A 21,711-nucleotide genomic window follows, 5' to 3' on the forward strand; every position below is an offset into this window, starting at 1 on the left:
CGTGAACAGCGTCGTACCCGATCCCCACCCCCATCCCGATCCCGATCCCGACTCCGCGTACGTGCCCGACTTCCGGCCCACGCACGTGGTGCCCCGCGACGGGCTGCCCGCCTGGGAGACGCCCGATCCGGGGCTGCCGACGGCCTCGCTCGACTCGTTCCTGCCGGTGCGGCTCGTGGACCGGGCCGGCGACTGGGGGCGGATCCTGTGCTCCAACGGCTGGTCCGCCTGGGTCGACGCGCGCCTCCTCGTCTCCGTACCCGACGATCCGCCCGCCGCGGGCCGCCCGCTCGCCCGCACGGCCGACCCCCGGCCGCTGATCGCCCGCGCGGAGGACGCCCTGGGCCGCTACCGGCGGGCGGCGGAGGAGCTGGCCGGGGGCAGGGCCGACGGCGAGACGTTCCGGCGGCGCACGCGCGGGCTGCGGGTGGGGATGGTCGTCGACGGCGAGTCGCTGTGGCTGTACGACGCCGAGCACGAGCGGTGGCTGTACTGCGACGGGACCGGTCTGAGCACGTACGCGGCCTCTGCGGGGCCGTCGGTCGCCGCGGCGGTGCGGGTGCCCGAGGGGGCGGACGGGGGGCCTGCGGAGGCCGGTGCTTCGGACGGATTCGCCGGAGCGCAGGCCCCGCATGAACCGACTCAGGTCGTGCCCCAGGTCGTACCCCCGCCGGATCCCGACCTTCCGCCCGGGGCGATGCCCACGCGGGTGGTGGGGAGGCCGGCGGAGCCGGGTGGCGGGCCGAGTGGGCATGATCCCGGCAGGCCGGGTGAGGGCTGATGGGGACCCCCGGCGTTCCTCCGGAACCGGGCGTGCCCACCGACACCGCCCCCGGTGCGGCGCCGGAACCGGGTGGGTACGCCGAGTTGCCGGTCGGCCGGGACTCGGGACTCATCGGCAAGCGGATCGCCGGATACCTGGTCGAGGACGAGATCGGGCGCGGTGGCATGGCGGTGGTCTACCGGGCCCATGACCTGAACCTCGACCGGACCGTGGCCCTGAAGCTGCTCGCTCCTGAGCTGGCCCGCGACGACACCTTCCGCAGGCGCTTCGCGCACGAGTCGCGGGTGGCCGCGGCGATCGATCACCCGCACATCGTGCCGGTCTTCGAGGCGGGCGAGACGGAGGGCCTGCTGTACATCGCGATGCGGTACGTGCCGGGGCAGGACCTGCGGGCCATGGAGGACCGCGAGGGCGCGCTCGACCCCGCGACGACGGCGCGGATCGCGATCCAGGTGGCCTCCGCCCTGGACGCGGCGCACGACCACGACCTGGTGCACCGGGACGTGAAGCCGGGCAACATCCTGGTCGCCGAGGGCACCGACGGGGACCATCCCGAGCACGTGTACCTGACCGACTTCGGTCTGACGAAGAAGTCGCTGTCCCTGACCGGTTTCACGACGGTGGGGCAGTTCGTCGGCACGCTGGACTACGTGGCGCCCGAGCAGATCTCCGGCAAACCGGTGGACGGCCGCTGCGACGTCTACAGCCTGGGCTGCGTCGTCTTCGAGATGCTGACCGGGGTGGTGCCCTTCCGCAGGGACGACGACATCGCGGTGCTCTGGGCGCAGCAGTACGACCCGCCGCCTCCGCTGTCGGAGGTGCGGGCCGGACTCCCGGAGGCGGCGGACACGGTGCTCGCGAAGGCGCTGGCCAAGGCGCCCGAGGAGCGGTACGGGACCTGCCTGGAGTTCGTGACCGAGCTGCGGGCGGCGCTGGAGCGGGGGAAGCGGACGAAGGAGCCGCCGCGCGAGACCGGCGGCGGCGCGCGCCCACAGGGCCCGCCACCCGAGCCACCGGCGTGGGCGCGCCCGGTGTTCCGGCGGATCGGCGACACGTTCGAACGGTGACGCGTCCGACCAGTGACGGCCCGCAACGGGCCCACCCCGCGTCCCCCGCCCTACCCCGCGTCCCCCGCCCTACCCCCGTCCCCCGTCCCCCGTCGTCCCGCCCCCGACCTCCCCCCGCCGCCGTACCGGACGCGCGAGCAGGCCGCCGAGGAAGCCCGCCGCCAGGCCCCAGAGGAGGGCGAGGCCGACGGTCCTCCAGATGTTCGGGCGGAGCACGACCTCGCCGCCCAGGGACTCCAGCTCGCCGATGCCGAGGATCGAGAGGCCGAAGCGGGCCTCGACGAGGGTGAGCGGGGTGATGACGAGCATCGCGACGGCGAAGGCGATGCCGAGGTGGAGGGAGTGCTGCCAGAGGCGCGTGCGCGCCGGGGAGCGCACGGCTGCCGTGAAGGCGGCGGCGAGCACCAGGACGGCGGCGATGGGCAGCAGCCACCAGGCGCGGGCGTCGTAGGAGGCGAGGCTGGACAGGTCGACGGTCGACAGGTCCTTGCCGCCGTTCCCGCCGCGCAGCACGTCGTCGAGGATCTGCGGCATGGGCAGGCCGAACGGGCCGTCCACCTTGCCCTCCCAGGAACCCCCGATGCCGACGCCGAGCGCGAGCCAGCTGACGTTGGGCAGGCCGAGCAGGAGCACGGCGAGCGTCTGGGCGACGTGGCCCTTGGTGGCGGCGACGACGACACCGATCACGAGGCCGATCGCCACGTACGCGAGGACGAGCAGCAGCATCGCGGAGGCGGCGGGCCGGACGGCCGCGTGGTGGCGGACGAGCCGGGTCGGCAGCGCGGTCCTGCGGGAGACGAGGAGGGCGACGACGAGGACGCCGAGGATCCACAGCAGGCCGTAGAAGAGCGTGGGGCCGAGGTCGGTGCGGAAGCCCACCGAGGGGTTCACGGCGTTCAGGAGCTCACTGAAGAGGTCTCCGAGGTCGCCGCTGTTCTGGGACGTGCCGCCGCCGACGCTGATCGGGAAGTCGTGCCGGGCGAGCGCGGAGAGGCCCGCGAGCGCGGCCAGCCAGATCAGGACGGTCGGCACGGCGAGGGACAGCAGGTCGCGGGTGCGGGCGACGGCGTGGTGGCGCAGCGGGCGCAGGAAGCAGAAGCCGGTGACGAGTGCGCCCACCAGGGTGACGGTGAGCGGCATGGCGGTCAGTTCGGCCTGGGTGCCCGCCAGATCGCCGGCGGATCCGGAGAGACCGACCTGCCCGCCCGCCGCCATGACGACGACGGCCGCGAGGACGGCGACGAAAGCGCCCGCGCCGCCCGGGAGGTCGGCGGCGCCCGCGGCCCACAGTCCGAGGCCGGCGACGACGCCCATGGCCACGAGTCCGGCGACGACCGTGAGGAGGGCCAGAGCCACGTCACGGGCGAGCCGTCCCGTGGGGCGGTCGGCGGGGGACGTGCGGGGTGGGGTGGGGAGCCGATTGCTCACCTGGCCCACGCTAGTACCGGTGGCCGCCGTCCGCTTGCGGGCGGTACCCGGTCGGCGCACACAATGGGCGCGGAACGGAAGAAAGGGAAAAACGTGACTTCCCACCCGCCGTCCGGCACCCCCTCGGTCCCCCCTGCCGGCCCGCCCTCCGGACCCCTCTCGGGCCCCTCCACCCGCCCCGGCCAGACCACTCCCCCACCACCTCCGGGCCCGCCGTACGACGGCGGGGGCGGAGGCGGGGGCGGAAGCGGAGGCTCACGGGGCGGCGGCTCCGGTGATTCCGGCTCCGGCGGTACGGTCGGAGGCGCGCCCGGCGGTGACGGCCGGGGCCCCTGGTGGCGTTCGGTGCCCAAGGTCGCCTCGCTCGTCGCCGTCCTGGTGGCGGCCGTCGCGCTCGTCGTGGTCCTCACCCGCGACAACGGCGGCGGCAAGAACGAGGCGGGCGCCGGAGGCGGCGAGGTGTTCCTCCAGAACACCTCGGCGTCAGGACCCGACCCCTTCACCCAGTCGACGGCCCGCACGAGCGGCGCCTCGATGTCGCCCGTGCCGCTGCCCAGCCAGACCGGGACCGGCGGCAACGCCACGCGCAGCGTGTCGGGTTCGGCCCCCGGCCTGTACGGCGGTACGCACCGGACGGCGAGCTGCGACGTCGAGCGGCAGATCCGCTTCCTCTCGGACGAGCCCCCCAAGAACGCGGCCTTCGCCAAGGTCCTCGGCATCTCGGCCAACGAGGTCCCGGGCTATCTGCGCTCCCTGACCTCGCTTCAGCTGCGGGTGGACACCCGGGTCACCAACCACGGCTTCCGCAACGGTGCTCCGACCCCGTTCCAGGCCGTGCTCCAGGCCGGCACCGCCGTCCTGGTGGACGACCACGGGGTGCCCCGCGTGCGGTGCGCCTGCGGCAACCCGCTGACCCCGCCGGTCGCGCAGTCGGCGCCGAAGCAGGTCGGCACGGTCTGGCCGGGCTACCGGCCGAGCAACACGGTGGTCGTACAGCCCTCGGTGACGGTCATCAACATCTTCGTGATCTACGACCCGCACAACGACCGCTGGATCGCGCGGAAGCCGGGCGACACCGTCCGCCACGACCAGCACACGACTCCCCCGCCGCCTCCGACGACCTCCCCTTCGGCGTCCATGTCCCCGTCCACATCCACATCCACGTCCCCGTCGACATCTCCGTCCACGTCGCCGTCCACTCCGGTGCCGTGCGTGACGGTGACCGGCACGGAGACCCCGACGCCGAGCAACGGCGTCACACCCTCGCCCTGCCCGTCGACCTCGTCGACCTCCTCGACGAGCTCGTCGCCCTCCGCCTCGTCGTCGTCGCCGTCGGCGCCGTCGTCATCGGCCTCCACGTCCGAGTCGGCGTCGTCCTCGCCGTCCTCCGGCTCCCCGTCCACCGGCTCCCCGTCCTCCGGACCTCCGTCGCAGCCCGCGGGCCTGACGACGTCGGAGTCCTCGTCGTCCGTCCCGGCCTCCGGCTCGACCTCCCCGTCCGTGCCGGGTGTCCCCGGCCCTCAGTCGATCATCTGACGGGGCACCGGGTACGTGCCCGGTGCCGCGACGGCGGTACGGGCGTGCCGCCGCAGGACGCGGGCCTCGCCCCGGCGCACCACCGGTCCCGGCACCACGAGGACGGGCCGCTCGGCGCGTGCGGTGACGGCCCGCAGCACCGGGCGGCGGCGCGGCCCGCCGAGCAGGCCGCGGCCGGTGGTCGTGCCGAGGACCAGCAGGTCGCCGGGGCGGTCGGCCGCCCGGCACAGGGCGGCCGCCGGGGCGTCCCGTACGATCCGCCGCTCCACGGCCGGCCCGTCCGGGATGGCGCCGAGGCCGTCCTCGAAGGCCCGCGTCAGCCTGGCCCTGGCCTCGTCGGCCCACATGCGGGCCCAGGCGCGGTCGGGGATCCGGGCGGCCAGCGCCTCCCCCTCCGGCGGCTCCCAGGCCAGGACCGCGAGCAGTTCGGCGCCGTCGCGGCGGGCGAGGGCGGTGGCGTGCCGCAGGGCGGCGAGCGAGGCGAGCGAGCCGCTCACGCCGACGACGATCCGGCTCATGCCGGCTCGCAGGGACGGGCCCGCACCACGGGCGAGGGCGACGCCACTGGCGACGGCGAAACTGCGGATCCGGCCCCGGAACCGGCCCCGGATCCGGGAAGCGGCACCGCCCGTCCCAGCCAAGGGATCCAATTCCGGATCCGCCGTCCGAGCTCCAACGGCTCGGCGATCCGCTGCTCAGCCCGCCGCTGCCACGCCCTCTCGTCCTGGTCGGTGAAGTGTCCGGACATGACGCACCCTCTCCCCTTGCCGTTCCTCTTGCTGTTCCTCTTGCCTGGGCCCGCAGGCCACTTGACGGGAGTCTGTAGCCTTATTGGCCTGGACAGCAGAGCCAATGAGGAGTGATTGGCATGGCACAGGGTCGAGTGGTCCGTTCCGTGGTCACCGTCGCCGACCGCATGCTGAGCGGCCGCCAGTTGGCGGCGCTGCTCACCCCGCCGCCCGAGGGCCGTTTCGGCTACCGGGAGCTGGCCCGCGCGGTGCGCGAGACGCTGCTCGACGGGCGGGTGGCGCTGCGGATGCGGCTGCCCGCCGAGCGCGAGCTCGCGACGGCCCTCGGCGTCAGCCGGACCACCGTCACCTCCGCCTACGACCTCCTCAGGGAGAGCGGCTACGCGCACAGCCGCCAGGGCGCGGGGACCTGGACGGCGCTCCCCGAGGGGCAGTCGCCGATCGGTCCGGCCGCGATCCACGGCGACACCGGGCCCGTGATCGACTTCGCCCTCGCCGCGCCCGAGGCGCCCGCGGCCCTCCTGGCCGAGGCGCTGGCCGAGGCCTCCGCCGAGCTGCCCCGCTACGCGACGACCCAGGGCTACCACCCGTACGGTCTGCCGGAACTGCGCGCGGCCATCGCCGACCGCTACTCCGCCCGCGGGCTGCCGACCCGGCCGGAGCAGATCCTGGTGACGACCGGCGCCCAGCAGGCCCTGGCGCTGACGCTCGCGCTACTCGGCGGGCCGGGTGACCGGGTGCTCGCGGAGAACCCCTCGTACACCAACGCCCTGGACGCCATGCGCGGGCACCGGCTGCGGATCACCCCCGTGCCGGTCACCGAGACGGGCTGGGACAGCGGTCTGATCGACGCGGCGCTGCGGCAGACGGCGCCGCGGCTCGCCTATCTGATCCCCGACTTCCACAACCCGACCGGCCGGCTGATGCCGGAGCACCAGCGCCGGGAGGTGGCCGCGGCGGCGCGGGCCACCGGGACCTGGCTGGTCGTGGACGAGACGCTCGCCGACATCGCGCTCGACGTGCCGGCGCCGCGCCCGTTCGCGGCCTCGGCGGGTCCCGGCACGGGCGAGCAGATCATCAGCGTGGGTTCGCTCAGCAAGAGCTGCTGGGGCGGGCTGCGGGTCGGCTGGGCGCGGGCGTCCTCGCGGATGGTGACGGAGCTGGCCCGGGTGCGGATCACCCACGACCTGGCGGGTTCCGTCCTGGACCAGCTGGTCGCCGTGGCACTGATGGACCGGATCGACCCGCTCCTGCCGGAGCGCGCGGTGGAGCTGCGGCGGCGCAGGGAGGCGCTCGTGGACGCGCTCGCCCGGCATCTGCCGGAGTGGCGGTGGACGCTCCCGCCGGGCGGTCTGTGCCTGTGGATCGACCTGGGCCGCCCGATCGCCTCGCAGCTCGCGGCGCGGGCCCTGGGGCACGGGGTTCGGGTCGAGGGCGGCGCCCGGTTCGGCGTGGACCCCGGCACCCACGAGCACCGGCTGCGCATCCCGTACACGCTGCCGTGCGAGGTGTACGAGACGGCGGCCGAGCGGCTCGCGGCGGCTCTGGCGGGCGCCCCGGCACGGGTCTCGGGCCCCGCCCTGCCGGAGTGGGTGGCCTGAGCGGCCGGCCGATACGCCCGGGGTGCCCGATAACCGGATGCCCGGGGCGTGGGGCGGTGTGTACGGTCCCAGGGTGGAACCACTGACCGACAAACAGATCCGCGCGTCCTTCGTGAACTGCACGAAGGGCGACGCGGCCCGGATGAAGACGCCGCTCGACTTCGCCGAGCTGCCCTGGCCCGACCTCGACTTCCTCGGCTGGGTCGACCCGGGCGCGCCGCTGCGCGCCCATCTCGTCGTCCCCCGCCCGGACGGCCCCGTCGGCGTCACCTTCCGGGTGCCTTCCGTGGGCCGTACGAGCGCCGTGAAGTCCAGCATGTGCCAGATCTGCCTGACCTCGCACGCCTCGTCCGGCGTCACCCTGCTGGCCGCCCCGCTCGCGGGCGCCCGAGGCCGGGAGGGCAACACGATCGGCACGTACGTCTGCGCCGATCTGGCCTGCCCGCTCTACGTGCGCGGCAAGCGCGAGCCCCGGCTGCGCGGCCTGCGGCACGAGGAGTCGCTGAGCGTGCCGGAGCGGCTCGACCGCATGATGGGCAACCTGAACGCCTTCGTGGACCGGGTGACGGCGGCCTAGCTCCGGCAGTCGGTGGCGCCCCCGGTCAGCGGAAGGCCTGTTCGCCGGTGAGGGCCTTGCCGATGACCAGGGCGTGCACCTCGCTGGTGCCCTCGTAGGTGAGGACCGACTCCAGGTTGTTGGCGTGGCGCAGCACCGGGTACTCCAGGGTGATGCCGTTGGCGCCCAGGATGGTGCGGCATTCGCGGGCGATGGCGATGGCCTCGCGGACGTTGTTCAGCTTGCCGACGCTGATCTGCTCGGGGGTCAGCTCGCCCGCGTCCTTGAGGCGGCCGAGGTGCAGGGCGAGCAGCATGCCCTTGCCGAGCTCCAGGGACATGTCGGCCAGCTTCGCCTGCGTGAGCTGGTACGAGGAGAGCGGGCGGGCGAAGACGGTGCGGTCGGCGGCGTAGGAGATCGCGGTCTCCAGGCAGTCGCGGGCCGCGCCGAGCGCGCCGAAGACGATGCCGAAGCGGGCCTCGTTGAGGCAGCCGAGGGGGCCGGAGAGGCCGCGGGCCTCCGGCAGCATCGCGTCGGCGGGCAGGCGTACGTCGTCCATGACGAGCTCGCTGGTGACGCTGGCGCGCAGGGAGAGCTTCTGCTTGATCTCGGGGGCGCTGAATCCGGGGGTGTCGGTGGGGACGACGAAGCCCCGGACGCCTTCCTCGGTACGGGCCCAGACCACGGCCACGTCGGCGACGGAGCCGTTGGTGATCCACATCTTGGTGCCGTTGAGCAGCCAGTCCGATCCGTCGCGCTTGGCGTTGGTGCGCATGGCGCCGGGGTCGGAGCCGGCGTCCGGCTCGGTGAGGCCGAAGCAGCCGATGTACTCGCCCGCCGCCATCCCGGGCAGCCACCGCTGCTTCTGCTCCTCGGAGCCGTACTTCCAGAGGGCGTACATGGCGAGCGACCCCTGGACCGAGACGAGCGAGCGCAGGCCCGAGTCGACGGCCTCCAGCTCCATGCAGGCGAGGCCGTACGCGACGGAGTTGGTGCCCGCGCAGCCGTAGCCCTCAAGGTGCATGCCGAGGACGCCGAGGCCGCCGAGGGTGCGGGCGAGTTCGCGGGCGGGGATGGCGCCCTTCTCGAACCAGCCGGCCACGTGCGGGCGCAGGTCGCGGTCGGCCGCGGCCCGGACGGTGCGGCGGATCTCGCGCTCCTCGTCGGTCAGCAGTCCGTCGACCGCGAGCAGGTCGAGGGGGTGGACGGGCGAGGACTGCGACGAACGCGACGGCTTCGGCGACGACTTCACGGACGGCCTCCTGGCGGCTGTGGCAACTCGGCGTGCCGCAGCATAGGCCCAGATTGGATATTGGATCCAGTCTTGAATATCCGCTCCTCTCTGCGTACGGTCCGGAGGCATCCCGATCGCCGACGATCACCGTCGATCTCCGCCGATCTCCGGCGATCTCCGACGTAAGGAGAGCGGAATGCCCATGGACCATCCGGAGACGCCCGCCGACCAGCCCGGCATGCCCGCTCCGGGCGCCCTGTCCGGGATCGTCGTCGCCGACTTCGGCCGGGTCCTGGCCGGCCCGTACATGACGATGCTCCTCGCCGACCTCGGGGCCGAGGTCGTGAAGATCGAGCGGCCGGGCACGGGCGACGACACCCGCGCGTGGGGCCCGCCGTTCGCCGACGGACAGGCCACGTACTTCCTCGGCGTGAACCGCAACAAGCGGTCCGTCACGCTCGATCTGACCGACCCCGAGGGACTGGCCGCGGCCCGGGCGATCGTCGACCGCGCCGACGTCCTCGTGGAGAACTTCCGGCCCGGCACGATGGAGCGGCTCGGCCTCGGCTACGAGCGCGTACGGGTCTCCAACCCGGGGCTCGTCTACTGCTCGGTGACCGGATTCGGCTCCGCCGAGGGCGCCCGGCTGCCCGGCTACGACCTGCTCGTGCAGGCCATGGGCGGCCTCATGAGCGTCACCGGCGAGCCCGGCGGCACCGGCACCAAGGCGGGCGTCGCCCTCGTCGACGTGATCACCGGTCTGCACGCGGGCCTCGGAGTCCTCGCCGCCCTGCGCCACCGCGAGCGCACCGGCGAGGGCCAGCGGGTGGAGGTCTCGCTGCTCGGCTCGCTGCTCTCCGCGCTCACCAACCAGGCCGCCGCGCACCTCGCCGCCGGGGTCGTCCCGCGCGCCATGGGCAACCGGCACCCGAGCATCACCCCGTACGAGGAGTTCGCGGCGAGCGACCGGCCCCTGGTCCTCGCCGTCGGCAACGACCGGCAGTTCCGCGTGCTCTGCGAGCGGATCGGGCGCCCGGGCCTCGCCGACGACGCCCGGTTCGCCACCAACACCGCCCGGGTCGCCCATCGCGAGGAGCTGATCGCGGAGCTCGCCGGGCCGCTGGCGCGGCGCACCGCCGACGAGTGGTTCGACGAGCTCACGGACGCCGGAGTGCCCTGCGGTCCGATCAACGACCTCGAAGGCGCCTTCGCCCTCGCCGACCGCCTGGGCCTCGCCCCGCGCGTCCCGGCCGCCGCCGCCGGTCCCGGTCAGGTCGCCCACCCGATCGCCCTCGGGGCGACCCCCGCCTCCTACCGCACCGCTCCCCCGCGCCTGGGCGAGCACACCGACGAGCTGCTGGCCGAGCTGGGGCCCGTAGCAGAATGGACGGCGAACCCCCGAGCGAAAGGTCACCGGTGATGAGCGGCGCGGTGGAGAGACGGCGGCCACCGACCGCCCAGCAGTTCGTCCTCGCGGAGCTGCGGCGCGCCATCACCTCCGGGGAGCTGCGGCCCGGCGGCGCGATCCGGCAGGAGACCCTGGCGGCGCGGCTCGACGTGAGCCGGGTCCCGCTGCGTGAGGCCCTGAAGGCGCTGGAGGCCGAGGGCCTGGTGGTGCACCACGTCCACCGGGGCTACTTCGTGGCCGAGCTGTCCCTCGCGGACCTGGAGGAGATCTACCGGATCCGGCGGATCCTGGAGACGGAAGCCGTGCGGACGGCCGCGCACCGCCTGCCGGAGGGCACGCTCGACGCCCTGGAGGAGACCCAGCGCGAGGTCGAGCGGGCGGCCGACGCCGGGGACGTGGCCGCGATGGCGGCGGCCAACCGGCGCTTCCACTTCACCCTGGTCGAGGCCTCCGGGATGCCCCGCCTGGTCCGGCTCATCGCCACGCTCTGGGACGCGACCGACGCGTACCGCTCGCTGTACTACGCCGAGGACGCGCACCGGGAGGTGGCCGTCCACGAGCACCGGGCGGTCCTCGCGGCCCTGGCCGAGGGCGACGCCGAGGCGACGGTCCGGTGGCTGGACGAGCACCGGGACCACGCGGTCGCGGCGCTGCGCGAGGTGCTCGCGCTGGAGTGAGGCCGGGAGGCCGGGAGTCGCGGGTGCGCCGGCCGGGCCGGGGGCCGACGATGGTGGAGGGGGCCTGGTCAGGAGGCGCCGACGATGCGCAGCGACACTTTCACGGCGGGTCGGGGCCTTCTGGACGTCCTGGTCGTCGGCGCGGGACCCGTCGGGCTCACCGCCGCCGCCGAGCTGCGCCGGCGCGGCACGGGCGTGCGGATCGTCGACCGGCTGCCCGCCCGGCTCCCGTACGCGAAGGCGGTCGGCATCCAGCCGCGCACGCTGGAGGTCTGGGACCGGATGGGCTGCGTACGGGCGGCCCTTGAGGCGGCCGTACCGCTGCGCGGGCAGCTCCTGTACGTCGACGGGGTCGAGCGGTCCCGGCTCGACCTGGTGCTGCCGCCCGAGGTGCCGTACCGCTTCGCCGCGCTGCCGCAGTACGAGACGGAGCGGATCCTGGAGGAGTTCCTGGCCGGCTTCGGGACCCGGGTCGAACGGGGCACGGAGCTCGTGTCGTTCGAGCAGGACGCGGACGGCGTGACCGCCCGGCTCGTGACGGCCGGGGGCGCGGGGGCGCCGGTGGTCGAGGAGGAGGTCCGCTGCCGGTACCTGGTGGGCTGCGACGGCGCGCACAGCGTGGTGCGCAAGCGGCTCGGCCTCGGCTTCGAGGGCGGGGCCTTCCCCGAGGAGTACATGCTGGGCGACGTGGAGCTCGACTGGGACCTGCCGCCCGGTTACGGGGTGCGCTCGACGCGGCGGGGCGGCGCGGACGGCTCCGGCGACGACGTCCTGGTGTGCATCCCGCTGCCGGGGAACGGCCGTTACCGCGTCTCGATGAGGGTCCCGCAGGAGCCGTCCGCCGCGCCCGGCGGGGCCGACGCGACCGCCGCCCAGGTCGCCCACGGTCTGGACGGCGGCGCGCGGGCGCCGGGGCTCGCCGACATCCAGCGGGTCCTGGACCGGCTCGCGCCCCGGCCCGCGACGGCCTCGGAGCTGCGCTGGTCCTCCGTGTTCCGCATCAGCCACCGGCTGGTCGACCGGTACGGCGAGGGCCGGGCGTTCGTCGCGGGCGACGCCGCGCACATCCACCCGCCGACCGGCGCGCAGGGCATGAACACCGGCATCCAGGACGCCTGCAACCTGGCGTGGAAACTCTCCCTCGCCGTCACCGGGGCCGCAAGCCCCGGCCTCCTCGCCAGCTACGACGCCGAGCGGCACCCGGTGGGCGAGGAGGTCGTCGGCCGCACCGTACGACACGCGACCGGGGGCGTACGGGCCGACGCGGCGGACCTGGAGACGACGCTGCTGCGGGAGGCGCAGCTGCTCGTCGGTTATCGGGGCAGCCCGATCGTGGCGGCGGGGGGCGGGGTGGCTGGCGCGGGCGGGGGCGGGGCGGGCGGCGCGGCTGACGCGACCGGCGCGGACGGCGCGGACGGCGCGACCGGCACGGGCGGTGCGGGCGGGGCGGGCGGGGCGGGCGGCGCGACTGGCCCAGGCGGCGCGGGCGGGGCGGGCGGCGCGACTGGCCCAGGCGGCGCGACCAGCGCGACTGGCCCAGGCGGCGCGATCGGCGCAGGCGACGCAGACAGCGCAGGCAACGCCACCGGCGCGACCGCCCGGAGCGACGCGGCCGTGCGGGCCGGCGGGGTCGGCTCCCTCGTCGCCGCGAGTGGCCGGGGCGGCGGCAGTGGTGGCCCGGGCCCCGGTGACCGGGTGCCGGACTGTGTCGGGCTCGTCACCGCGCTCGCCGTCCAACCGCTCCGGCTGTACGACCTGTTGAGGGGACGCGACCACGTGCTGCTGCTGTACGGGGACGCCCGGACGGTCGGTGAGTTCGGGCGACTCGCCGCGAGGGCCGTCGAGTTGTCGCGCGGTGCCGTGCGGGCCTGCGTGCTGATCGCCGCCGACGGGGCGGCCGATGGCAGTGGCGGCCCGCCGGGGCTTCCGCTGTACCGGGACGCGCGGGGCGAGTTCGCCCGGGTCTGCGCCGTACGTCCGCCAACTGGCCTTCTCGTACGGCCCGATGGGTATCTGGGTGCCCGAATGCACCCGCCGACGGCGGAGGCACTCGCCGAGGCGCTCGCGCGCGTGTTCCGGGCGTGAGGGACGCGCGCGGGCTCGCCGTGCGGGGGTACGGGCGCGGGCCTAGCCTGGAGAGTGGAGTGTCGTCCTCGTCGGGCAGGAGGCTGCCGTGAGGAACTCGCAGGCGCGTTGGCGCAGGCTCTGCATCGGTGTGGCCCTCACGGGGACCCTGACCGTCCCGGCGGTCGCGGGAGCCGCGTACGGCGTGACGGTCCCCGCGCCACCGCCCGCGGCCACCGCCTCGGCGACCGGCATCTCGCCCTCGCCCCCGCCCTCGCCCTCCGGGGACGAGTTCCCCCAGCTCAGTCCGGCCGTCGCCGCGCGACTGGACGCGGCGATCCAGGGCGTCATGCGCGAGGCACGGGTGCCGGGCGTGATGGTGGCCCTGTCCGCGCCCGGCAAGGGCGAGTACATCCGGGCCTTCGGCATCGCCGACAAGGCGACCCTGCAGCCGATGACCCCGGGGCTCTACATGCGGATCGGCAGCGAGACCAAGACGTTCACGGTGACCGCGCTGCTCGAACTCGTGGACCAGGGCAAGGTCGGCCTCGACGACCCGATCGGCAAGTACATCGGCGGCGTACCCAACGGGGACCGCATCACCCTGCGCGAGCTCGCCGGGATGCGCAGCGGTCTGTACAACTACTCGATGGACGAGGACTTCTTCAAGGCGCTCACGTCCGACCCCCGACGCCCCTTCACCCCGCAGGAGTTGCTGGACTACTCGTTCAAGCACCCGGTCAACTTCGCGCCCGGCGCGCAGTTCGAGTACTGCAACACCAATCTGATCCTGCTGGGCCTGGTCGTCGAGAAGATCGGCGGCATGCCGCTGCACGACTTCATCGCGAAGAACGTCGTCCGGCCGGCCGGCCTGAAGCACACCCTCTTCCCGACCGGCGCGGAGTTCCCGAGCCCGCACGCCCATGGCTACACCAACCAGACGGCGACGGGGCAGATCGAGGACGCCACCGACTGGAACCCGTCCTGGGGCTGGGCGGCCGGCGCGATGATCTCGGACCTCCAGGACCTGCGTACCTGGGCCAAGGTCGTCGCCACGGGCACGCTGCTGACCGCCGACACCCAGGCGCAGCGGCTGAAGACGGGCTCGACGGGGATCGAGGACACCGGCTACGGCCTCGGCATCTTCAAGGTGGAGGGCTGGGTGGGCCACAACGGCTCGCTGCCCGGCTACGAGTCGCTGACGATCTACCTGCCGCAGGAACAGGCCACTCTGGTGGTGCTCCTGAACACCGACATCCTGCACGACCAGACCGAGCCCAGCACGCTCTTCGGCAAGGCCATCACCGAGATCGTGACCCCGAACCACGTGTACAACCTGCCGAAGCCGACCGAACCCGCCGCCTCGACCCCGCCCGGTTCCTGACGGGCCGTCGCCCTCGGCTCCGTCCGCGGATCCCGTGAGGGATCATGGACAAAGGAGTCGAGAAGGGACGGGACCAACGATGAGGCACCGCAGTGTCGCCGACCTCATGACACCGACCGCGGTGTCCGTACAACCCGGCACGCCGTTCAAGGAGATCGCGCGGCTGCTCGACGAGTACGGCATCACGGCCGTACCCGTGGTCGACGCGGAGAACCGGCCGGTGGGGGTGGTGTCCGAGGCGGATCTGCTGCGCCGCCACACGGCCAAGGAGGGTCCCAGCACCGCCGAGGCCATGATGTCCAGCCCCGTCTTCGTCGCCCGCCCGTCCTGGACGGCGGTCGAGGCGGCGCGGCTGATGGAGCGCCACCGGGTGAAGCGGCTGCCGGTCGTCGACGCGGAGGGGCGTCTGATCGGGGTGCTCAGCCGCAGCGACCTGCTCCAGCTGTTCCTGCGGCGGGACCGGGCGATCCAGGAGGAGATCCTGGAGGACGTCGTCACCCGGATCCTCGGCCTCTCCCCCGCCTCGCTCCACATCGACGTGGCCGAGGGCCGCGTGACCCTGAGCGGCACGCTGCCCCGCAAGGGCGTCGGCCCGATCTTCGTCCGCCTCTGCGAGGACGTGGACGGGGTGGTGGAGGTCGTGGACCGGCTCACGTACGGGGACGGGGGCGACGGGGAGGCCAGCAGGTAGGGCCGCCGTGGCGTGCGCGTCCCGGACCCGCCGACCGCCCCTCCGGCGTCGGCGGGTCCGGGGCGGGACGGCGGTCCCGTCAGGAGACCGCCTCCGGCCAGCCGTATCCGGGTCCGGTGCGCCGGGGCACGGTGTCCGCGCCCACGGCCTCCATCTCCCGGTTGGCCTCCCGCATCAGCTGTCCGGCCAGATCCTTCATGGCCCGGCTCGCGGCGAGCTCGTCGCCGATCGCCGGTACGTCCACGTCCGCCGGGTTGCACCGGGCGGTGCCGTGGCCGGTGAGGGTCGACGTGCCGGTGTCCAGGTGCGCCTCCGCCCTGGTCCTGCCGCCGTCCTCGACCAGATCCAGGCCGACCTTCCACTCCAGGTGTCGTGTCATGGCCTGCCTCCTCGTGCGCTCGTGCCCGCGGGCCACACGGGAGCGTCGCGCGGCCCTCTCCTCTCAGCATCCGTCCGGCGGGGCGGCGGCGCCAGGCGCCCGGCTGGGCGGTGCGGCCGGTGCGGGAGCGGCGTGCGGCCGGTGCCACGATGGGCGTCACCGCCGGGCACCGCCCCGCGCCGCCCCGTATCCGCAGAGAGCACGTGGCAGACCTGCCGCACCGGACCGGGAGGCGAGCCCGCACCCCGAGCTGCCGCCCTGGGCGACCTGGTGGCGGCGCCCCTTCCCGGACGCCCCTTCCCGAGGGCGCCCCCGGGGCCGCGGCCGTTCACCCGTCCGGCGCACCCCGACTGCGCCCGCGCGCACCCCCGTCGACGCTGGTGTCCATCCCGGCCACGCCTGAGGAGGGCCCATGGCATCGATGGACGTCCCTGCCGATCTGCCGAAACCGCGCGCGGAGGCGCGGGCCTCGGCGCCGCCCACGCTGACGTGGGTGACGCTCGCGCTCATGACCACCGCCTCGGTGGCGAGTCTGCGGGCGGCGCCCACCATGGCCGTGTACGGCCTCGCGTGCGTCTTCCTCTATCTCGTACCGGCGCTCGTGTTCCTGCTGCCGACGGCGCTCGTCTCGGCCGAGCTCGCCTCCGGCTGGAGCGGCGGTGTGTACCGCTGGGTGGCCGAGGGTCTTTCCAAGCCGCTGGGCTTCCTCGCGGTGTGGTGCCAGTTCGCGATGACGATCTTCTACTACCCGAGCCTGCTGGCCTTCGTGGCCTCCACCATCGCGTACGTCATCGATCCCTCGCTCGCCTCCAACGGCGTCTACACCGCGATCGTGATCATGGTCCTGTACTGGACCGGCGTCTGGGTCTCCTCGCGCGGCACCAAGGCCCTGGCGGGTCTGTCCAGCTGGGGCCTGGTCATCGGCACCCTGGTCCCGGGCACGATCCTGGTGGTCCTCGGCATGGTCTTCCTGGGCCAGGGCAACGCCTCGGCGGCGCCCATGAACGCCGACCACCTGCTGCCGCAGTGGACCGGCCTCGCGAGCCTCGTCCTGATCGTCAACAACTTCCTGTCGTACTCCGGCATGGAGATGAACGCGGTGCACGTCTCCTCGCTGAAGGACCCGGCGAAGGAGTACCCGAAGTCGATGTTCCTGGCGATGGGCCTGGTGCTGCTCATCTTCATCCTGCCCGCGCTCGCCATCAGCTGGGTCGTCCCGGCGGACCAGCTCAGCCTCACGGCCGGCGTCATGCAGGCGTTCGACGCCTTCTTCTCGTACTTCAATATCGGGTGGATGACGCCGGTCGCCGCCGTGATGCTGATCTCCGCCTCCCTCGGCGGCATGCTCACCTGGCTGGCCGGCCCGTCCAAGGGCCTCCTGGAGATCTCCCGCAGCGAGGGCTACCTGCCGCCGTTCCTCCAGAAGCTCAACAAGTTCGGCATCCAGCAGAACATCCTCGTCACCCAGGGCGTCGTGACCTCGATCATCGCCCTGATGTACGCGCTGGTCCCGAACGTCTCCAGCGTCTACTGGATCTTCTCGACCATCACCACGCAGGTGTACCTCATCGTCTACCTGCTGATGTTCGTGGCGGCGATGCGGCTGCGGAAGAACAAGCCCGACCACCCGCGCGGCTACCGCGTGCCGATGCTCGGCCTGGTCTGCACCGTCGGCCTGCTGGCCTCCCTCGCGGCGCTGGCGATCGGCTTCGTGCCGCCCTCGCAGTTCGGCGGCGGCAGCGTCCTCTCGTACGTCCTGTTCATCGCCTCCGGCCTCCTGGTCCTCGGCCTCCTCATCCCCTGGATCTTCCTGAAGGTGCGCAAGCCCAGCTGGCGCATGGCTCCGGCCACCGGCGACACGGCCGCCCGCAGCGAGGGAGACACCGCATGAGCCCGACCCGCTTCGCCTCCGAGCACAAGTGGATCTACTGGGGCGCCATCGCCCTCCTGCTGGGTCTGCTCATCACCGGGCTGGTGCGCTACAGCAGCTTCAAGAAGACCAACGCGTCCCAGAAGAAGGCCGACCAGCTCAGCGAGGAGCTGGTGAAGGCCGGCTATCCGGCCCCCGACACGGACACCGTCCAGCGCCTGCTCGGCACCGACGGCGGCCAGGTCTGCGACGACCCGGACAGCGCCCTGAAGAAGGCGCTCTACCAGATCCAGCAGCTCTCCAACGGCGCCACCGGCCCCGGCAACCGCCCGGTCATCGCCGACACCAAGGCCGTGGACGCCGAGCGCATCGTGCTCCAGGTCTACTGCCCCGACCAGGTCGACGACTTCGACAAGGCGGTCGCCGACCTGAAGACCGACGACACCGTGAAGCGGTGACCGGACCACCGACGCCCGCGTGACAACGTGACCGCGCCCCGCCCGTACCACGGGCGGGGTGCAGTCATGACGGACCCCGGACTGCCCTCCCGGGGCTGGGCGGACGGCGTGGCGCGCGGGACCATCGGAGCGGGGACCGTGACCGTCGATCGGAGGGCGACTCGTGCGCGCGAAAGCCAAGGGCCGGGGTGGTCCGTCCGACGACAGGGCGGCCCGTGACGCCCGTACGGGCACGGCGGCCCGGGTGCCGCGCCCTGCCGGGCCGCCGCAGGGGGCCGTCTCCCCGAGGAACGCGGCGGAGTTGCAGGGGAGCATCGGGAACGCGGCCGTGGCACGCGCGGTGCGGCGCGCACAGGACCGGGAGCCGGACCTCGACGGGCAACAGGAGGCCCCCGCGCGCCCCTCCCTCGTGCACGATGTGCTCCGGCGGCCCGGCCGGCCCCTCGGGGAGCCGCTGCGCGCGGAGATGGAGGCGCGGCTCGGCGCGGACTTCTCCGACGTACGGGTCCACACGGGAGCGACGGCCCAGCGCTCCGCGGCCGAGATCGGGGCCCGCGCCTACACCTCGGGACGGGATGTGGTCATCGGGGCCGGTGGCGCCGACAAGCACACGCTCGCGCACGAGCTGACGCATGTCGTCCAGCAGCGCGGAGGGCCGGTCCCCGGCACGGACAACGGTGCCGGTCTGTCGCTCTCCGACCCGTCCGACGCCTTCGAGCGGGCGGCCGAGGCGAACGCCGACCGGGTGATGGCGGGGCGGCCCCGGCCCGCCTCCGAATCCGCGTCCGTACCCACGCCCGCGCCCGGCACCGCGGTCGCGCGACGGGCCGCCCGGCCGGACGCGCCCGTGCAGCGCATGCTGGGCTTCGAGACCGAGGTCAGCCTCCCCGTGGAGGACGCCCAGGGGCGGATGTTCGAGGGCGACACCGACCTGGCCAAGAGCACCAAGGAGGACTTCAAGGTCGTCTCCGACAAGCGCGGTCTGCGGGACGGGACCGGGTACTCGAACGTGGAGTTCGTGACCGGCGCGGTCCGGGTGGTCGGCTCGATGAACGAGGCCGGGCCCGAGCGGCTCGACCGGCTGCTCGACGAGATCCGGGCGGTGCGCGACGCGTTCTACGGCGCGGCCGACAAGACGCCCCTCGCGGACCTGCCGCTGGACCTGGAGATCCTGGCCGAGGGCGCGGAGGCCCGGGTCGCCCCGGAGCTCGACTACGCGGAGCACTCCGGGCAGCCGGGCCTGGGCGACGGCCTGTTCGTGCACTACTCCGTGGGCGTGCCGCTGAAGGGCATGCCGCTGTTCTTCGACCGGCTGAGGACCGCCGCGCCCGACGTGCCGGGCGCGCCGAACCGCCGTGCCCGGTTCCGGTTCACGCAGGCGAAGGCGTTCGCCGGAAAGATCGTGGAGATGTACGAGGAGGAGGGCTCGGCCACGAAGAAGCGCAAGCAGCTGGACACGGACACCCTCGACGGCTACTGCCAGTTGTTCTACACGCAGGTCGCGGCGGTGGCGGACTATCTCGCGGAGGACGAGGACCGGGGCCAGATCAAGAACCTGACGGCCGTGCTGTCCCGGTCCAGGCTGTCGGACGTGCACCGGCTCCTCGAAGCCGGGTTCAAGACCTTCCTGACCAAGCGGAGCGAGGACGTCCTCGACGTGCTCGCCGGGTATCAGGAGGACTCCGGGGAGGGGCGCAAGCTGGAATTCCGGGAGAAGGCCACCCGGGACGTCGACGGCGGCCCGGTCTCCCTCGTCCAGTTCGCCAGGTCGGCGATCAAGGGGACCCCGGCCGTGTACCAGCAGCGCGTCTTCGGCGGCATGAACCAGATCGCCCCGCACGAGGAGGAGGGCACCATGATGGTCCCCTTCGAGATCCGCACGATGGGCAGCCAGATGAAGACCTGGGACCAGCTGCGGACCGAGCTGCACAACCTCGCGGACTGGGCGGAGGAGGCGTACCGGCACACCCGTGGGCAGTCCGGCGACACCAGCCGGCGCCGGACGGGACCCGGTCCCGACAGCCCGTGACGGGCGCGGCTGCCCCCTGGTGTGCCCGAAGGGGCATGGGCGCCGGTCCCGTGGCCGGCGTAGGCAGGGGGGAGTCGCCCGCGTCTCCCGAGAGGCAGCCCGCCCATGCCGATCCCCGCCCGGCCCCAGCGCAAGGACGCGGCCGACACCTCGCCGGACCGTTCCGCGCGGGGCGCGGCGAAGCGTCGTGGCTCCGCCGCACCGGCGGCGGGCAGGCTGCCGGAGCTCCAACGGTCCGTCGGCAACGCGGCGGTGGCCCGGATGCTCGCCCCGGGCCGTGACGCGGCGCGCGGGACCGGGCCCGCCGCGGCGCCGCCCGCCTCCGCGCCGGCGCCCGCCGCGCACGCCGTGATCCAGCGCAAGGGCCCGAAGAAGCTGGGCCCCTCGCTGCCGGCCGATCCGCGCCCCGAGGGCCTGCTGGGCCGGTTCACGGCTCTGACACGTACCCGGCCGGAGCCCGCGAACCCGCTCGTGACCCGGATACGGGAGTCCATCGCCGACTACGACGCCGACCCCCACCGCGACCCCATGCACTGCCTCATGGCGCTGACCCGGATCCAGTTCGAGATCGCCCCGGCGGAGCAGGACGCGAGCGGCCCGCTCAAGCCCTTCCTCTCCGCCGCCCGCAGGACCGTCGAGGACGAACTCGCCCTGGTACGGGGGCAGATCGTCCGGGACGACGCCCTGCCCGAGGCGGCCAGGGAGCCGTTCCGGGCGATGACCGACGGCGGCATGCTGTGGCAGCGCGAGGAGTGGGCCGACAGCGCGGCCGCCTTCCACATGCGGGGCGCCGGCTACTTCCGCGAGCTGTCGGAGCTCAACCGGGCGGGCATGGCCGAGGAGCTCGCGCAGGGGGCGGACCAGAGCTGGATCGGGGCCGTGCGGACCCGGCTGACGACGGCGTTGCGGCAGGGCGTGCTGTGCCACTACACGTCCCGGGAGCGGGCCGTGCAGATGCTCGGCGCCGGGCGGATACGGTCCAAGACCGACCTGCTCAGGACGGACCCGACGGCGCCGAACAACTCGGAGGCGTACGACAAGCACGTGCTGGCCAACGAGGGGTTCGTGTTCTTCTTCCTGGAGGTCCCTGACAGCCCGTTCCGCGAGACCCGGTTCGGCGGCGGGGAGCCCGCGCGGATCGAGATCCCGCTGCTCGCGTCGCCGCTGATGACCCAGGGCTGGCTCATGCTCAGCGACTTCGCCCAGCGTGATCTCCCCACGCTGCGCGCCCGCCCGGAGGACCCGTCGCGGCCCCAGAGCAAGCTGGGCACACGCGAGGAGACCTTCTCGCCCGAGTTCACCCTGCCCGTGCGGAAGTTCGACGTGGGAGCGAGGGACGCCGCGGACCGGATGGACCCGATGAGGATGATGGCCGAGATGACGGCGGAACCGGATCTGGAGCGCCGGGGGCAGATCTCCCTCGCGATGACCCAGGCGGCGGCCGACCCGTACAGCACCATGACGTACGGCTCCGGGGAGCGGGAGCGGATCCACCCCGAGCGCCTGCGGTCCAACACCCTGATGGGCGCGGACATCGTGCCGGGGCTCGTGGAACGGGCGCTCGTGGAGATCCAGCGGCTCGACGTGTCCGCACCGCGGCTCGCGGAGCGGCTCAAGGCGATGACCGGCGAGGAGCTGATGCGGTACCTGCTCAAGGACCTGCTGCGGCCGCAGGCGATGCTGCCGGGGACGGTCGACCTCGGCGCGGCCAGGGCGGTGACGGCCTCGGGGCAGCCGGTGACCGTCCCGGTGACCGTCCCGGTGACCTGACCCGTGCCGGGAGCACTTCTGAGAGC

At 73.9% G+C, this 21,711-nt stretch carries 18 protein-coding genes; 14 read left to right on the forward strand and 4 right to left on the reverse strand.

All coding sequences use genetic code 11. From position 1 onward, the window contains the following. The first annotated feature begins 1 nt into the window (after position 1). Together ABTZ54_RS17645 and ABTZ54_RS17650 are read left to right on the forward strand one after the other, a co-directional pair. Entirely contained in the window at positions 2-781 is a 780-nt protein-coding gene (locus tag ABTZ54_RS17645; RefSeq protein WP_502997258.1) for a hypothetical protein, read from the forward strand. A gap of 32 nt (positions 782-813) precedes the next feature. Further along, complete coding sequence (locus ABTZ54_RS17650) at positions 814-1,851, forward strand: serine/threonine-protein kinase (protein ID WP_502997259.1); 1,038 nt, start codon at positions 814-816, stop codon at positions 1,849-1,851. A gap of 69 nt (positions 1,852-1,920) precedes the next feature. Here ABTZ54_RS17650 and ABTZ54_RS17655 read toward each other — a convergent pair whose 3' ends face one another. Then, positions 1,921-3,288 carry a streptophobe family protein gene (locus ABTZ54_RS17655; RefSeq protein WP_351663860.1) on the reverse strand — a complete coding sequence of 456 codons (1,368 nt, stop codon included), beginning with the start codon at positions 3,286-3,288 and terminating at the stop codon, positions 1,921-1,923. Between the two features lie 84 nt (positions 3,289-3,372). On the opposite strand from ABTZ54_RS17655, the gene ABTZ54_RS17660 reads away from it, so the two are divergent. Then, positions 3,373-4,815, forward strand: a complete 1,443-nt coding sequence (locus ABTZ54_RS17660) for a DUF6777 domain-containing protein (protein WP_502997260.1) — start codon at positions 3,373-3,375, stop codon at positions 4,813-4,815. On the opposite strand, the gene ABTZ54_RS17665 is transcribed toward ABTZ54_RS17660, so the two are convergent. Then, complete coding sequence (locus ABTZ54_RS17665) at positions 4,800-5,333, reverse strand: universal stress protein (protein ID WP_351663864.1); 534 nt, start codon at positions 5,331-5,333, stop codon at positions 4,800-4,802. The genes ABTZ54_RS17660 and ABTZ54_RS17665 overlap by 16 nt on opposite strands. A gap of 350 nt (positions 5,334-5,683) precedes the next feature. Between ABTZ54_RS17665 and yczR the strand changes: the two genes are divergently transcribed. Both yczR and ABTZ54_RS17675 read left to right on the forward strand, forming a co-directional pair. Next, positions 5,684-7,165: a MocR-like transcription factor YczR gene (yczR, locus tag ABTZ54_RS17670; protein WP_351663866.1), complete on the forward strand. Its 1,482-nt coding sequence runs from the start codon at positions 5,684-5,686 to the stop codon at positions 7,163-7,165. 73 nt (positions 7,166-7,238) lie between these two features. Then, positions 7,239-7,742 carry an FBP domain-containing protein gene (locus tag ABTZ54_RS17675; protein ID WP_351663868.1) on the forward strand — a complete coding sequence of 168 codons (504 nt, stop codon included), beginning with the start codon at positions 7,239-7,241 and terminating at the stop codon, positions 7,740-7,742. Between the two features lie 25 nt (positions 7,743-7,767). Here the strand turns inward: ABTZ54_RS17675 and ABTZ54_RS17680 are convergent, their stop codons facing one another. Continuing rightward, positions 7,768-8,973: an acyl-CoA dehydrogenase family protein gene (locus ABTZ54_RS17680; protein ID WP_351663870.1), complete on the reverse strand. Its 1,206-nt coding sequence runs from the start codon at positions 8,971-8,973 to the stop codon at positions 7,768-7,770. A gap of 178 nt (positions 8,974-9,151) precedes the next feature. Between ABTZ54_RS17680 and ABTZ54_RS17685 the strand changes: the two genes are divergently transcribed. From ABTZ54_RS17685 to ABTZ54_RS17705, 5 genes are all read left to right on the forward strand, one after another. Then, on the forward strand, positions 9,152-10,375 hold the full coding sequence (locus tag ABTZ54_RS17685; protein ID WP_351663872.1) for a CaiB/BaiF CoA transferase family protein: 1,224 nt from the start codon (positions 9,152-9,154) through the stop codon (positions 10,373-10,375). Next, complete coding sequence (locus ABTZ54_RS17690; protein WP_351663874.1) at positions 10,375-11,040, forward strand: GntR family transcriptional regulator; 666 nt, start codon at positions 10,375-10,377, stop codon at positions 11,038-11,040. The genes ABTZ54_RS17685 and ABTZ54_RS17690 overlap by 1 nt, the downstream gene beginning before the upstream one ends. A gap of 84 nt (positions 11,041-11,124) precedes the next feature. Then, positions 11,125-13,125 (forward strand): FAD-dependent monooxygenase, encoded by a 2,001-nt coding sequence (locus ABTZ54_RS17695; RefSeq protein ID WP_351663876.1) that lies wholly within the window; start codon positions 11,125-11,127, stop codon positions 13,123-13,125. An 88-nt stretch (positions 13,126-13,213) separates the two neighbouring features. After that, positions 13,214-14,488: a serine hydrolase domain-containing protein gene (locus ABTZ54_RS17700; RefSeq protein WP_351663878.1), complete on the forward strand. Its 1,275-nt coding sequence runs from the start codon at positions 13,214-13,216 to the stop codon at positions 14,486-14,488. A 79-nt stretch (positions 14,489-14,567) separates the two neighbouring features. Continuing rightward, positions 14,568-15,179, forward strand: a complete 612-nt coding sequence (locus ABTZ54_RS17705; RefSeq protein WP_351663880.1) for a CBS domain-containing protein — start codon at positions 14,568-14,570, stop codon at positions 15,177-15,179. Positions 15,180-15,258: 79 nt separating this feature from the next. On the opposite strand, the gene ABTZ54_RS17710 is transcribed toward ABTZ54_RS17705, so the two are convergent. Further along, positions 15,259-15,558 (reverse strand): DUF1876 domain-containing protein, encoded by a 300-nt coding sequence (locus tag ABTZ54_RS17710; protein WP_351663882.1) that lies wholly within the window; start codon positions 15,556-15,558, stop codon positions 15,259-15,261. A 412-nt stretch (positions 15,559-15,970) separates the two neighbouring features. Between ABTZ54_RS17710 and gadC the strand changes: the two genes are divergently transcribed. From gadC to ABTZ54_RS17730, 4 genes are all read left to right on the forward strand, one after another. After that, positions 15,971-17,449, forward strand: a complete 1,479-nt coding sequence (gene gadC / locus ABTZ54_RS17715) for a glutamate/gamma-aminobutyrate antiporter GadC (RefSeq protein ID WP_351663884.1) — start codon at positions 15,971-15,973, stop codon at positions 17,447-17,449. Next, on the forward strand, positions 17,446-17,886 hold the full coding sequence (locus ABTZ54_RS17720) for a hypothetical protein (protein WP_351663886.1): 441 nt from the start codon (positions 17,446-17,448) through the stop codon (positions 17,884-17,886). Before gadC ends, ABTZ54_RS17720 begins: the two co-directional genes overlap by 4 nt. 163 nt (positions 17,887-18,049) lie before the next feature. Beyond that, complete coding sequence (locus tag ABTZ54_RS17725) at positions 18,050-19,915, forward strand: eCIS core domain-containing protein (protein ID WP_502997261.1); 1,866 nt, start codon at positions 18,050-18,052, stop codon at positions 19,913-19,915. A 105-nt stretch (positions 19,916-20,020) separates the two neighbouring features. Further along, complete coding sequence (locus ABTZ54_RS17730) at positions 20,021-21,685, forward strand: hypothetical protein (protein WP_351663941.1); 1,665 nt, start codon at positions 20,021-20,023, stop codon at positions 21,683-21,685. The last annotated feature ends 26 nt before the right edge of the window (positions 21,686-21,711 follow it).

The organism is Streptomyces sp. NPDC094032 (assembly GCF_040303965.1).
Classification (GTDB): domain Bacteria; phylum Actinomycetota; class Actinomycetes; order Streptomycetales; family Streptomycetaceae; genus Streptomyces.

Bases quoted from the DNA above. Each gene is read 5' to 3' on its own strand.
- ABTZ54_RS17665 (WP_351663864.1), bottom strand. From the start codon at position 5,333: ATGAGCCGGATCGTCGTCGGCGTGAGCGGCTCGCTCGCCTCGCTCGCC.
- yczR (WP_351663866.1), top strand. From the start codon at position 5,684: ATGGCACAGGGTCGAGTGGTCCGTTCCGTGGTCACCGTCGCCGACCGC.
- ABTZ54_RS17685 (WP_351663872.1), top strand. From the start codon at position 9,152: ATGCCCATGGACCATCCGGAGACGCCCGCCGACCAGCCCGGCATGCCC.
- ABTZ54_RS17690 (WP_351663874.1), top strand. From the start codon at position 10,375: ATGAGCGGCGCGGTGGAGAGACGGCGGCCACCGACCGCCCAGCAGTTC.
- ABTZ54_RS17695 (WP_351663876.1), top strand. From the start codon at position 11,125: ATGCGCAGCGACACTTTCACGGCGGGTCGGGGCCTTCTGGACGTCCTG.
- ABTZ54_RS17705 (WP_351663880.1), top strand. From the start codon at position 14,568: ATGAGGCACCGCAGTGTCGCCGACCTCATGACACCGACCGCGGTGTCC.
- ABTZ54_RS17710 (WP_351663882.1), bottom strand. From the start codon at position 15,558: ATGACACGACACCTGGAGTGGAAGGTCGGCCTGGATCTGGTCGAGGAC.
- gadC (WP_351663884.1), top strand. From the start codon at position 15,971: ATGGCATCGATGGACGTCCCTGCCGATCTGCCGAAACCGCGCGCGGAG.
- ABTZ54_RS17720 (WP_351663886.1), top strand. From the start codon at position 17,446: ATGAGCCCGACCCGCTTCGCCTCCGAGCACAAGTGGATCTACTGGGGC.
- ABTZ54_RS17730 (WP_351663941.1), top strand. From the start codon at position 20,021: ATGCCGATCCCCGCCCGGCCCCAGCGCAAGGACGCGGCCGACACCTCG.